Source organism: Saprospira grandis DSM 2844, assembly GCF_000275825.1.
Lineage (GTDB): Bacteria > Bacteroidota > Bacteroidia > Chitinophagales > Saprospiraceae > Saprospira > Saprospira grandis_A.
The window spans coordinates 898,720-911,592 of sequence record NZ_JH719942.1; the positions used below are offsets into that span (position 1 = coordinate 898,720).

Sequence of the window (12,873 nt, forward strand, 5' to 3'; positions counted from 1 at the left end):
TGGCAATACAATACTAGATTTTAAATCTAGGAATAAATCATTACTTTTGTAAACTTCCGCAGACGGAACTTAAAACTACTACAAAATGAAATCCTTAGCACTAGTATTCAGCTTTCTATTGGCAGGCTTAGGCAGCGGCCTTTTGGCCCAAAACCCTTCTGATGGCCTCCACTTTTGGAAAGTACTGAGCAAAGTGAAGTATAAATCAAAAATTGATATCGAAAGCGGAACCCTGATCTATACACCAGTTTTTAATAGAAGCATCAAAAAACTAAATGGCAAGGAGATCATCCTCAAAGGCTATGTGATTCCCGCCGACCTTAGCGGAGGCCGCATGACCCTCTCGGCATTCCCCTATAGCTCTTGCTTTTTTTGTGGCGGCGCCGGCCCCGAATCAGTTATTGAAATCGATGCCAAAACGCCCATTATCTACCGCATAGATAAACCAATCACGCTTAAAGGAAAACTCAAACTCAATAGCGAAGACCCCCTCCGCCTGATCTATATCCTCAAGGAAGCTGATTACTACGAAGGCAGTTAATGCCCGAAAAATATTAGACGATTATGACTCAAATTTCGCGCATTCTGGGCGAACGCAGCGGCTCTGAAAAAGGGCCGCTTTTGCTTATTCTTACCCAGGTCCATGGCAACGAACCCGCCGGCTACTACGCCGTCCATGAACTCTTTCAACGCATTGACCAAGAGTATCAAAATAAAGCAGACTTTGACTACCGAGGCCGAATTGTCGCCCTAAGAGGAAATCTGGCCGCTATTGCCTCTGGCCAACGATTTATCGATGAAGATTTTAATCGCATCTGGACCGATGAACGAGTGAAACAAATCCAAAATAGCCCCCTAGATCAACTCAAATCTCAAGAGGAAAAAGAACTGAAAGGACTGCTGGAAACTATTCAGGCCCTCATGGACCAACATCCAGATGAACAGGTCGTTCTACTCGATCTGCATACCACCACCGCCAAGGGCGGCATGTTCCTCATCCCCTCTGCCGACGATAACTCTAGAGCCCTAGGCCTCAATATCCACGCCCCGCTCCTACACGGTTTTCTCGATGGCCTAGAAGGGACGATCCTCCACTATTTTCGCCAGAAAAATTTCCCCAAACATCAACTCACTTCGATCTGCTTCGAAGCCGGCCAACACGATAGCCTCTCTTCTGTCGGCCATGCCGTCTCCGCCATCATCCAATGCTTTACCGCTATGGGAGGCTTCTATGCCGCAGATATCGAAATGAAACACGAACTCCGCCTGAGCGAAGAAAATCAAGGACTGCCCAAAGAAGGCCGCCTAGCCCACTGCCACCGCATCCATCAAGGCGATGACTTTAGAATGCGCAGCGACAAAATTTATCGCAATTTTGACCCCATCTATAAAGGAGAATTGCTGGCCGAAGATAAAAATGGCCCCATCTACTCCCCCCTCAATGGCCTCATCCTTATGCCACTCTACCAAAAACAAGGCAATGACGGCTTCTTTATCATTGAAGATCTGGACCTCTCTGCCCCCAAATTGGGCCGAAAAATTCCAAAAACTATTCTCAATGCCTAACTCCCCCAAGTTTAGCCCCCAAAAAGAACTATTTTGATTTAGTCTTGTTAACTTTGCGCTCCCAAGAAGAAAAAGCTAATCATGCCGATCTTTTGGGGCCTCCGCAGCAAAGCTGCGGCGCTATGTTGCGGGGCTCGCAAGCTTGCTCGGCCCTTCAGTGCTGCGCACTTCGGTCTGGCCTAACGGCCCCCCCTCCACAGCGCTAGGCCATCTGGCCTGACGGCCAAGGCGGCCAAGCCGCCTAGCATTTCATACCACCAAAAAATATTTGATCCGCTATAATATGGCTATTGTAAAATTTACTTTCGAAGACCCTAATATTCCCCCCAAGGAATTAGAAGCCAGCCTAGGCGATAATATCTCCGAATTGGCTGATGATAACGGCATTCATATCAACCATAACTGTGGCCGAGTCTGCGCCTGTAGTACCTGCCACGTTTATATTGAAGAAGGCGAAGATAAACTGCCCGAAATCTCAGACCAAGAAGAAGACTTTATTGATAGAGCCCTAGACCCCCGCATCGAGTCTAGACTCGCCTGCCAGTGCATTATCCAAGAAGATGATGCCGTTATCGAGGTCTTGGTCCCCGATCAAGGCCGCATTATTGGACATGAACACTAAATTGAGCTATCATGAGTTTTGAACTTAACCTGCCTATCCATTGGACCGATTATGAAGATATCGCCATGGGCCTTTATGATAAATTTGGCGACGATTTTCCCGAATCCAAAATTTATCGCATCCGCTTTACTGACCTCATCGAATGGGTGCTAGACCTCCCCAATTTTGTGGGCAAACGCGAAGATTGTAATGAGGGCCACCTCGAACAAATTCAAGCCAAATGGGTCTACGAATGGAGAGATAACCAATAAAATAAAAAAGGCCACAGCTATTTGCTGTGGCCTTTTTTGCCCATAAACAACAGCTCTAATTAACAAAAGATACAATTATGGATAACCGCATTCCAGTAACTATTATTACGGGCTTTTTGGGCAGCGGAAAAACTACCCTGCTCAACGAACTCATCCAACGCTATCCCGAGAAAAAACTCGCCATCATTGAAAATGAATTTGGCGAATTAGGCATCGACCAAGATTTAGTCGTCCGTGGAGATGACCAAATATTTGAACTCTCTAATGGCTGTATTTGCTGCAACCTCAATGATGAATTAATCGAGACCCTAGCCAAACTCCTCAACGGAAATTACGAGTTTGATCATCTCCTTATTGAAACTACCGGCATTGCCGAACCCGACGCCATCGCCGCCGCCTTTGTAGCCGATGCCTCGGTCCAAGCCTATTTTCAATTGGATGCCGTCATCTGCCTAGCCGATGCAAAATATACCCTAGAAAGCCTAGCCGAAAGAGAAGAAGCCAAACGCCAACTCGCCTTTGCCGACCTCATTTTGCTCAATAAAAAGTCTAGCGTCTCCGCAGAACAATTGGAGCAAAGCAAGGCAGGCCTTAAAAAGCTCAATCCCCTAGCCGAAATCATGGAGGCCGATTATGGCAAAACAGAACGAAACCTTCTGGACCTACAAGCCTATGCCTTCGCTTCTGTAGAAGAAAAGCTAAAGGCCCAACATCAACCCAAAACTTGCAGCCACGGCAGCCACCATCATCATCATCATGAGCAAGGCGATTTAGTCACGCATAGCTTTATTTTTGACCAACCCTTTGACCTGCTCAAACTTCGACATTGGCTGCAAGTACTCCTCATGCTACAAGGAGAAGGCATTTATCGAGTGAAGGGCGTACTTTGGGTGCAATGGCAAGATAAAAAAATGGTCCTGCAATCGGTCCGAAAATCTTTTGCCCTCCAATTAGGCGAAGACTGGCCCGAAGACAAAGCCCGCCAAAGCCGAATTGTCTTTATTGGCAAAAACCTGCGCAAGGATATTCTAGAAAAAAGCCTCAAACAATTGCTGGCCCTAGAAACTAGCTTCTAAATAGAAAAGGCCCAGAACATCGAGTTCTGGGCCTTTCTTTTGGATGGAACAGGGCGCAAAGCGCCCGCAGGCTGAGCTGCCGGAGCAGGGCCGCCAAAGGCGGCAGACCAAAGCGCTGAAAGCGCTGCAGGGCCGAGCAAACCTGCGAGCTGCGAAGTGGAGCGACCCGACCAAAGGAAGGGGCAGCCCCAAAAAAAGATCCTAAGCCTCCTTCATCGCACGGAAATGCTCATAGAAATAAGGCAAGGTTTCAATTCCTTTGAAGTAATTGAATACTCCAAAATGCTCATTGGGCGAGTGAATGGCGTCGGTGTCTAGACCAAAGCCCATCATGACCGTTTTAGCCCCCAAAATCTCCTCAAAAAGAGCCACAATCGGAATGCTTCCGCCCGCTCTCAAAGGAATGGGCCGCTTGCCAAAGGTTTGCGCATAGGCCTTGGCCGCCGCCTGAAACTCAATGCCATCGGTGGGCGTCAAAACCGGCTCTCCACCATGATGAGGATTCACCACCACCTTGACCGAAGCAGGCGCAAGGGCCTCAAAATGCTTCTTAAATAGGGCCGTGATTTGCTCAGAACTTTGGTTGGGTACCAAACGCATAGAAATTTTGGCATAAGCTTTTGAAGGCAAAACCGTTTTGGCCCCTTCTCCAATATAACCGCCCCAAATGCCGTTCACATCGAGGGTTGGGCGAATAGAAGCCCGCTCCATAGTTGAGAATCCAGCCTCTCCAGACACATCACCAATGCCCAATTTAGCCTTATAATCGGCCAAATCAAAAGGCGCTTGGGCCATGGCCTCCCGCTCCTCAGCAGAAACCTCCAACACATCATCATAAAAACCCTCTACCGTAATTCGGCCCTCCTCATCTTGCAAAGAAGCAATCATTTTAGCCAAAATATTGATGGGATTGGCCACAGCACCCCCATAAGTTCCCGAATGCAAATCGCGATTTGGGCCAGTCACTTCCACTTCCACATAGCTCAATCCACGCAAACCCGAAGTCATAGAAGGACTCTCATTGCCCAACATAGAAGTATCAGAAATGAGAATGACATCACAAGCCAAACGCTCCTGATTTTCACGCATAAAAGGACCCAAATTTGGCGAACCAACTTCCTCTTCCCCCTCAATCATAAACTTGACATTGCAATACATTTTTTGCTCCCGCATCATGTACTCAAAGGCCTTGACATGCATGTACATCTGCCCCTTATCATCACAGGCGCCACGGGCAAAAATTGCCCCCTCAGGATGGCGGTCAGTGGGCTTAATAATGGGCTCAAATGGTCCAGATTCCCAAAGCTCAATGGGGTCTGCTGGCTGCACATCATAATGGCCATAAACCAAAACCGTAGGCCAGCTAGGGTCCATGATTTTCTCGGCATAGACAATGGGGTGGCCCGCAGTGGAACAAATTTCCACGCTATCCACTCCCGCCTCTAACAGCTTGATTTTCAAAAACTCCGCAGCCGAAAGCATATCTTTTTTATATGCAGAATCGGCACTCACAGAAGGAATCCGCAAAAGAGCCATCAGCTCCTCTAACAAACGGTCCTTATCCTTTTCAATAAATTGTTTTACAGACATAAGTTGTTGTTGTTTTTCTATTTTTTTTGGGGCTGCCCCTCGCCTATCGGCTCGGGTCGGGCTGTGTCGCAGCTCGCTGTTCGCTCGGCCCTGCGCTTTTTCGCTACGCTCAAAAGCTAGGTCTGGCCTTCGGCCACTGCTGTCCATCCCTCAGCCTGCGGGCGCTTCGCGCCCTGTCCCCTGCAATTGGACCAATTAGGCCTTCACAAAGACAATATTATCCGAGTCTTCTCCCTTCCGCTGAAGGTAATCTTCTACCGAGCTATTTAGCCGCTCCAAATGGCCCGAAGCGCAGATAATATGGGGAAAATAAGCCAGCTCTGCCAAAAGCGATTGGGCTGCCAAATGCGGGGCATTGTCGCGGCTAGCAGCCAAATACTCCATGGCAATTTTGGGCGAATGAGCGCTCAAAAACGCCTTGGCCCCAGACAAAACCTCATATTCGGCCCCTTCCACATCAATTTTAATCAATTTTGGCCGAAAAGCGCTGGGCAGCAGATAATCATCTAGGCAAACGGCCTCAATATCGTGGACCTTAGGCGGATCTTGGGCAAACCAATCTTCGCCCTCAAATTGCTCTAAATGTAGGCTGTTATACTCAGAATGTTTGTTGCTAAACTCATAAAATTTGAGGGTAGCCGCTTTTTGGGCCACCGCCTTATTGTTTGGCTTCAGTTGAGGAAGCTCGGCGGCATTTTGGGCCAATATCCTAAAGGTGGTCGAGGCCGCCTCAAAGGCTTGCACCTGGCCCTTGGGCCCCACCAAATGAGCGGCCAGCAGACAAAAGTAGCCATAATGCGCCCCAATATCCAAAAACTGATCTTCGGCTTTTAGCTCTTGGATGAGCCAACGAGCCAGGCGAATTTCAGAATCATGCGTTTTTCCTCCTGTCAGATAAATATCCAAACTAGCGGGCAGTAGCAACTGCATCTTTGGGCCCCAGAAGGTATTGGCTTGCACGGTCCATTCTCCCTTTGGGAAAAGCCGTCTGCGCAATTGGGCCAAGATATAGCCCAAAGGACGTTTTTGCAGGCGTTTCCATTTGCTAGCTTGGGCCAAATTGGCCACTTCTTGCAATTGTTCTAGCATGTTCATTTAGCTATTTCTCTTGAGGGTAGGCAGCAAAGGCAGAAATCTCGACCCGTACATCCTTGGGCAGGCGGCTCACTTGCACCGCCTCTCTAGCTGGGGGCGCAATGCCTTCAAAATAGCTAGCATAAACCGCATTGATAGCTGCATAATCATTCATATCCTTCATGAAGATGCTACATTTTACGAGCTGTTCTGGACCAAGACCTGCTTCGGCCAGTACTGCCAGCATATTATTCATCACCTGTTTGGTCTCCTCTTGGATCGTTCCATGGACCTTAAGTTCTTGAGTAGCGGGATCAATTGCAATTTGGCCAGAAAGAAACAAAAAGCCATTGGCCGCAACGGCTTGGCTGTAGGGGCCCACTGCCGCAGGCGCTTGATCGGTATGGATAATTTTTTTCATTTTCTTAGTTATCATTGGTAGAAGCGAAAGATAAGGAAGTTGGGGCAAGCTGCAAAAGTTTTTGGTCCAGATAGGCGGCGAAGCCGCCTGCGAGCGGCGACAACAAGGACTTTAGTCCGCAGTTCGACGACCGAAGGGAGTAACCATAGCGGTGGCCGCCCCAAAGCAAAAAAAAGAGGACCGTAGTCCTCCCTTTTCTTATTTAATTTGTGGTTCGAGCCAGCGTTTGAAGCGTTTTTCTTGTTCCTCCCTCATCTTCTCTTTAATCTTGAAGACATGTTTTTTCATCATTTTGATTTTGGCGATTTCGGTCTCCAAAGTCATTTCCTTGTAATTGCCTTCGCCATCGGGGCGGAGGATGCGAATGGCTAGAGGGTCGCCTACTTTGAGGCCCTGCATATAGGTAAATAGGATGGCCGAGGCGGTTTTGGGCGTAAAGCTTTTATCGTTCCAAGACAGGATCACATCGCCATTTTTGAGGCCCATATATTTGCTACCAAACTCATCTAGTTTTTCGGCTTTGGCCATATAGAAGCGGCCAAGGGTATCGGTTCGGAGAGCGCCATTTTCTAGGCCACCTAGGGGAGACATTTCTAGCACGGGGGCCTCCTTAAAGTACTCTACGCCATAGGGTTCGAGAAACTTATTGTAGTCGAGCATTTCGGTACCTTCCACATACTTATCAAAGAACTTCTGGAGCTGTGGAAAGCCTGTAATTTCGATAATCTTATCATAGAGTTCTACATCTTGGAAAGGATTATCTTGGCCATAATAGGCAGATAGATCGCGAAGGAGCATCGTTAGATCGTATTGTCCTTCTGAAAGGCGAATCAGTTCTAGATCGAAGCACATAGCGGTTAGTGCCCCCTTATAATAGATATTATTGTATTGGCTATTAAAGCTTTTTTCGAGGCATTTCTTACTCATTTCGGCTAGGGGAATACCGGCCTTATAGCGAGTAGAGGTTTGCACCTTTTCGCAGAGTTTGTCCATAAACTCCTCCTGTGTTTTCAGGCCATATTGGCATTGCATATGGTGGGCCATATACTCTACCACCCCTTCATAAAGCCAAAGGTGTTTAGACATTTTGGGGTTCATATAATTAAAATTGTAAATCTCCTCCGATTGGATATAGAGGGGGGTTACAATATGGAAAAACTCATGAGAGGCAATATTGACTACTAGCTCGCCAATGCGATCTACTTTTTCCTCGGCTAGGCAGAACATAGAAGATCGAGGATGCTCTAGGGCACCAATAGAGCCCGAGGGGTAGCCATTGGGCGAAAGATAGATAAGAAAATGGTAGCGATCTACGGGGAGCATATTGCCCAAATATTTATTTTGGGCCTCTAGCATGGGGCGGATTTTATCGGCAATATCTTTGGCCGTGGCTTTTTTATTGGGCGAGTAGACTGAAATTTGGATATCTCCATAGCCCAACTTAAAATTGACCGTATCGGGATTGCTGTAAAGGATTGGGGCATCGACTAGGTCGCCATAATCGGAGGCGCGAAAAATATCGGTATCAAAATCGCCGCCGATTCTGCGCAAAGAGGTACTTGCATAAAAATCATTGGGTCGATTGAAGGTCAGTTCAAACTTAAGTTTCTCTTTACCTTCAAAGAAGCCAAAGAGTCCGTTATTATTGATAAAAAAGACCTTACCTGCCTCAAAGTTGGTACAGGCAGGCTCAAAGAGGGGTTCTTTTAGTTTGGCATCCCAGATATCTTCTACTAGGTAGGTAATTTTTTCTAGGCGTTTGGCTTTTTTGATTTTCCAGGTATTCTTATCAATACGATTCACCTTAAGTTTTTTACCTCGGCTATCAAAGGCTTCAAGGTTATTGATAAACTGGCCATAATCATGAATTTCGTAAGTTCCGGGAATGATTCGGGGAAAATAGAAAGTCACCTCATCTTTTTGGACCGAACTAGGCACCTGCAGGCTTACCTTTACTTGGTCCGCAATGACTTCATTGAGGTCTACTTCATACTTATAAATATCATCATCTTGCGCCATTAGGCTCAGGCTCCCGAAAAAGAGCAGCAGAGCAGTAAAGAGCTTGTTCATAAAAATTTGTTTTTAGTGAACGGAACATCCATTCAGACAAAATCAGGTGTGTTATAGGTCTATTAACAAAAGAGATAAAAACTCAAATAAAATACTAAAATGGGAGTATACCTCTCGACTTTTTCGCCTAAAGCTTTAGTTTTTTAGACTGAGTTAGGCGTCTCTTCTTTTAGCTAGGCAATTAATAAACCAAAGTTAACGGCATTTAGGACAAAAGTGCCAAGCGTTTAAAGAGAAAGTAGAGGTTGAAGTTAAGTTTGGCCTGAACGTCAAAGACTTGCCCATTAATGTACAAGATCTGTTTTTTCAGTTGCAGTTCGGCTTGCAGGCTAAAGCGAGCGCTACGGCCTTGGCTCATCGATTGTCGCCAATATAGGCCTTTGGGCGTAAGGATAAACCCTCGGCGGCCCAATTGTCGCATAGAGGGGTCTAAGAAAAAGAGGAGTTCTTCTTGGCCTAGGGCCGAAAAGAATTTTCGGCCAGCTGTTTTCAGTTTTTTGGGCCAATCTATGGCCTGCCAACTATGGGCATAGGGCAATTTATCGCTTTGCAGGTAATTGGCGATTAATGTCCTAAGGTTACAGCTTTCGCCTCTTTGCATTTGTTGGTAGCTCTGTAGGCTTTGGGGCAGGGCCTGCGGCAGTTGCTCTCGACCTTCCTGCAAAAAGTAGGCTTCGGCCCAGCCTCTAAATTGCCAATCTATTTCTTCACTAATGGCCCGAAGTTCTTCTTGCTGGCTGGGGTCTTGTTGCTCTATCCAATAGGCCAGTTGCAGCAGGCGCTCTTCTAAATAGCGCAGCCGAAAACCATCTTCTTGGCCCAAATCCACGGCCTTTAGGCCCAAATCCTGCCCTTCTTCTTGCATATATAAGAAAAAGGCCCCTTTAAGCTGCTGAGGCAGCCGGGCCAAATCTTTAAAATCTATGGGCCATTGCATGCCCCCGCAGAGCGAACAAAAACGACTGCGGGCGGGCAATTCGGCCTGACAATGTATGCAGCTTTGCGCCATAATTCTCTTTAGGGCATTTTAGCAATAGCCTGCTGTAGGTCCTCATATCCTTTCTTGAGGTGCAGGTCTTCGGTTAAATGTTCGGCCAATAATTGGGCGTATTCTTCAGCCTTGGCCTTTTCGGAGCGATAATAGGCAATATGGGCCAAATTGAGGTAAGACATGGCTTTTTCGGCCTTGCGGCGCATCCCCAAATCAATGGCTTGCAACAATTGCTGCTCGCCTTTTTCCAAAAATGCAAAGCGCTCTTTTTGGTCCATCCCCTTTTCTTGGCTCTTATAAATGGCAATTAGGCCCTGACAAAAAAAGTAGTAGGCCCGATGAGAAGCCAATAACCAATCTACTTTATGCGTGGCCGCCAAGTACTTTTCCGCCTGCTCTATTTTGCCCGCTTTCAAAGCAAAAAGCGCCCCATTGATATGACCAAATAGAAAATAACCCAAAAGCAGCAAAATGGCAAATCCCCAACTCAAAATACTAATCGTAGGCCCAAAACCTAATAAGAGGGCCACCACTCCCGCCGCAAATAAGGAGAAGATGAGTATAAAACGCAATCTCGGATTAAAAAACATAAACTTTCTTTTTATCGGCGCTTACGGCCTCCTCCTCTTTTCATATAGCCTTGCATCTGCCCTTTCATGCCACCACGGCCACCTTTCATGGCCTGCCGCTGCATCTCATGCTGCCCTTTCAACATCAAATCAATCTCTTTGATGTTCTCTTTGACCTGCGGATTACTAACGTTCAACTTCTTGGCCGTCTCCAAATATTCTTTCATTTTCATCATATAAGGACGACGCTGACTGTCTGTGACCATTTTTTGCAAATACATGCCCTGCACATTAATAAGCTGCAAGTAGAGCATTGCTCGAATGTCATCAGGTAGGTCCAACTTCATGGCCTGATTGGCCAATTTTTCGCATTTTTTGGTCTCGCCTTTCTGCAAAGCCAAACCCGAACGAATAAAGTAGTACATCCCATGATAACCAAATTGCAACCAGTCTGGCTTAATCGTATAAGCCAACACTTTTTCGGCCCCCTCGGTATCGCCAATCTGCATTTTCATGGCCGCCGCATTCACAGTACCAATCAAAAAGTGCTTAACCAACAAGATTATTACCACCAATAAAGGCATCCAAGCCCAAGCAAAACCTACCGTCGGCCAAAGCCCTATGGTTAAGGCCAAACAGGCAAAAAACAAAATTAACTGTCGCTGAAAAGTGAAAAATTGAATGAAGGATAACATATTTCTCGTTTTACTATTTTCGTTAAGTGCCGCAAAGATACGAAAGCTTGGGCGCAGGACTGCTTTTTTTTTATTTTTTTGTCTGCTCCCCATTTTATAACTTTATTTTGATCTAGTTTTGGGGCTGCCCCTTCCTATGGTCGGGTCGGGCTGTGTCGTGGCTCGCAGGTCTGCTCGGCCCTGCAGTTTTTTCGCTACGCTCAAAAACTTGGGTCTGCGGCTGCGCCGCCCCACTTTCCATCCCTCAGCCTGCGGGCGCTTCGCGCCCTGCCAGACGCAAATTATCTCCTTTTGGACCAAATTTCCATTTATGCTCAAACAAATTGAAGGCCTAGTGCTACGCACTGTAGATTATAGCGAGAGTAGCGTCATCTGCGATCTATTTAGCCGTGAACTTGGTCGCCGCTCTTATATGGTGCATGGCGTGCGCAAGCCCAAAGCCAAAATTACCAAGGCGCTTTTGCGGCCCATGTCTTGGGTAGAATTAGTGGTTTATCATAATGAGGAGCGAGACCTCAATAAGGTCAAGGAGATTCGGCCTAGCTACATCTACCAAATCATTCCCTTTGATATTGCCCGCTCTAATATGGCCCTTTTCATGGTAGAGTTGGCCCAAAAAGGCCTACAAGAAGAGGGGCCACAAGAAGAGCTCTATAATTTTTTGTGGGTTTACTTTAATCAGTTGGACCAAAAAGAGAGTCCCGCCTGGGCCAATTTGCATCTGCATTTTATGGTCCATTTTTCGGCAGAATTGGGTTTTTGCCCCAGCCCTAGCACCTCTCCTATTTTTGATTATAAAGAGGGAGAGTTTGTGCAAGAAAAGCCCTTGCACCCCTATCATTTTGATGAAGAAAGCAGTCAGATATTGGACCAACTCCTGCGTTTGGGTCGGCATCAGTTGGCGGAGTTAAAGCTCAACCGCATCAAGCGGCAACATTTTATTGAGCAAATGATTTTATTTTATCGCTATCATTTGCCCAATTTCCAGCTTAAAAGTTGGGAGGTTCTCAAGCAGATTATGGGCTAAATTGCGTTTTAGCTCGAGGCCCGAAGGGCCTCTTTTTTTGGCCTAGCGATGCGGCGGGGTGGCCGTCAGGCCAGACCGAGGCGCCGCAGGCGCCGAAGGGCCGAGCAGACCTGCGAGCCCCAAAGCGTAGCGCCGCAGCTTTGCTGCGGAGGCCCCAAAACCACTAATGTCCCCTTTTTTCTAGGAGGATCACATAGCGCATAAACACGCCCCAGGCCAGTAATTTGCAGACGATAAAGCCCAGTTTGCCGTCGCGGAAGCCCTGTTGGATGATGTAGTGTTTGAAGAAGCGGAAAGCGGGTTTGAGGTAGAGGTGAAAAAAGCCTACTTTTGGGGTTTTGCTGGCATAATCGCTGGCGGACCAATGGGCGTAGCGCTCCATTTTGGCCATAAAGTGGTGTATACTTTTGAAGGTATAGTGCAAAAGGCGGCCCTTTAGCCAAGCGACTTTTCCCTTCGTGATAATTTCGGCATGTACTTCTTTTTCTTCATAGCGGCAAAGGTCTCGTTTAAAAAATCGGATGACTGCATCATTTTGCCAGCCTGAAAAGCGGACCGCCTGTCCCATAAAATGGTTATCGCGGCCCATCCAGTAGGCGATAGGGCCTTGGGGGTCTTCGGCTTGGTTCATGATGGCCTTAATTTCGGCTGTTAGGTTTTCGCTAGGGCGTTCATCGGCATCGAGCAGCAGAATCCATTCATTTTTGGCTTGGGGGATGGCCCAATTTTTCTGGCTAGCGGAATTTCCGTATTCTCTTTGAATAATTCGGGCGCCGGCTTTTTGGGCCAGTTCTAAAGTATCATCCGTACTAAAAGAATCGACGATTAGCAGTTCATCGGCCCAGCTGAGCAGAGGCAATAATGCGCGGAGATTATCGGCTTCATTGAAGGTGGGAATGAGTACAGTAAGCGGGCGCATAA

At 47.1% G+C, this 12,873-nt stretch carries 14 protein-coding genes; 6 read left to right on the forward strand and 8 right to left on the reverse strand.

Annotated elements, in window-relative coordinates; translation table 11 throughout:
• The first annotated feature begins 85 nt into the window (after positions 1–85).
• The 5 genes from SAPGRDRAFT_RS04180 to SAPGRDRAFT_RS04200 all read left to right on the forward strand — a co-directional run bounded on the left by SAPGRDRAFT_RS04180 (position 86) and on the right by SAPGRDRAFT_RS04200 (position 3,515).
• Positions 86–541, forward strand: coding sequence for a hypothetical protein (locus SAPGRDRAFT_RS04180; protein WP_002657443.1), 456 nt, complete (start codon positions 86–88; stop codon positions 539–541).
• 23 nt (positions 542–564) lie between these two features.
• Positions 565–1,566 (forward strand): succinylglutamate desuccinylase/aspartoacylase domain-containing protein, encoded by a 1,002-nt coding sequence (locus tag SAPGRDRAFT_RS04185; protein ID WP_002657445.1) that lies wholly within the window; start codon positions 565–567, stop codon positions 1,564–1,566.
• A 283-nt stretch (positions 1,567–1,849) separates the two neighbouring features.
• Positions 1,850–2,188 carry a 2Fe-2S iron-sulfur cluster-binding protein gene (locus SAPGRDRAFT_RS04190; protein ID WP_002657447.1) on the forward strand — a complete coding sequence of 113 codons (339 nt, stop codon included), beginning with the start codon at positions 1,850–1,852 and terminating at the stop codon, positions 2,186–2,188.
• An 11-nt stretch (positions 2,189–2,199) separates the two neighbouring features.
• On the forward strand, positions 2,200–2,439 hold the full coding sequence (gene iscX / locus SAPGRDRAFT_RS04195) for a Fe-S cluster assembly protein IscX (protein WP_002657448.1): 240 nt from the start codon (positions 2,200–2,202) through the stop codon (positions 2,437–2,439).
• Positions 2,440–2,516: 77 nt separating this feature from the next.
• A complete protein-coding gene (locus tag SAPGRDRAFT_RS04200) occupies positions 2,517–3,515 on the forward strand; it encodes a CobW family GTP-binding protein (protein WP_002657451.1) in 999 nt (332 codons plus the stop codon).
• A 201-nt stretch (positions 3,516–3,716) separates the two neighbouring features.
• Here the strand turns inward: SAPGRDRAFT_RS04200 and SAPGRDRAFT_RS04205 are convergent, their stop codons facing one another.
• The 7 genes from SAPGRDRAFT_RS04205 to SAPGRDRAFT_RS04235 form a co-directional block, all read right to left on the reverse strand.
• On the reverse strand, positions 3,717–5,105 hold the full coding sequence (locus SAPGRDRAFT_RS04205) for a dipeptidase (protein WP_002657452.1): 1,389 nt from the start codon (positions 5,103–5,105) through the stop codon (positions 3,717–3,719).
• A gap of 195 nt (positions 5,106–5,300) precedes the next feature.
• Positions 5,301–6,200 (reverse strand): FkbM family methyltransferase, encoded by a 900-nt coding sequence (locus tag SAPGRDRAFT_RS04210; protein WP_002657454.1) that lies wholly within the window; start codon positions 6,198–6,200, stop codon positions 5,301–5,303.
• A 4-nt stretch (positions 6,201–6,204) separates the two neighbouring features.
• On the reverse strand, positions 6,205–6,600 hold the full coding sequence (locus tag SAPGRDRAFT_RS04215; protein WP_002657456.1) for a Rid family detoxifying hydrolase: 396 nt from the start codon (positions 6,598–6,600) through the stop codon (positions 6,205–6,207).
• 198 nt (positions 6,601–6,798) lie between these two features.
• Complete coding sequence (locus SAPGRDRAFT_RS04220) at positions 6,799–8,670, reverse strand: peptidase M61 (protein ID WP_002657458.1); 1,872 nt, start codon at positions 8,668–8,670, stop codon at positions 6,799–6,801.
• A gap of 205 nt (positions 8,671–8,875) precedes the next feature.
• Positions 8,876–9,679, reverse strand: a complete 804-nt coding sequence (locus SAPGRDRAFT_RS04225; RefSeq protein WP_002657460.1) for a zinc ribbon domain-containing protein — start codon at positions 9,677–9,679, stop codon at positions 8,876–8,878.
• Between the two features lie 8 nt (positions 9,680–9,687).
• Entirely contained in the window at positions 9,688–10,251 is a 564-nt protein-coding gene (locus tag SAPGRDRAFT_RS04230; RefSeq protein WP_002657462.1) for a hypothetical protein, read from the reverse strand.
• 11 nt (positions 10,252–10,262) lie between these two features.
• Positions 10,263–10,925: a hypothetical protein gene (locus SAPGRDRAFT_RS04235; RefSeq protein WP_253271260.1), complete on the reverse strand. Its 663-nt coding sequence runs from the start codon at positions 10,923–10,925 to the stop codon at positions 10,263–10,265.
• 310 nt (positions 10,926–11,235) lie between these two features.
• On the opposite strand from SAPGRDRAFT_RS04235, the gene recO reads away from it, so the two are divergent.
• Positions 11,236–11,952 (forward strand): DNA repair protein RecO, encoded by a 717-nt coding sequence (gene recO / locus SAPGRDRAFT_RS04240; RefSeq protein WP_002657466.1) that lies wholly within the window; start codon positions 11,236–11,238, stop codon positions 11,950–11,952.
• Between the two features lie 163 nt (positions 11,953–12,115).
• Here the strand turns inward: recO and SAPGRDRAFT_RS04245 are convergent, their stop codons facing one another.
• Positions 12,116–12,871 carry a glycosyltransferase family 2 protein gene (locus tag SAPGRDRAFT_RS04245; RefSeq protein ID WP_002657468.1) on the reverse strand — a complete coding sequence of 252 codons (756 nt, stop codon included), beginning with the start codon at positions 12,869–12,871 and terminating at the stop codon, positions 12,116–12,118.
• Between the last annotated feature and the right edge of the window lie 2 nt (positions 12,872–12,873).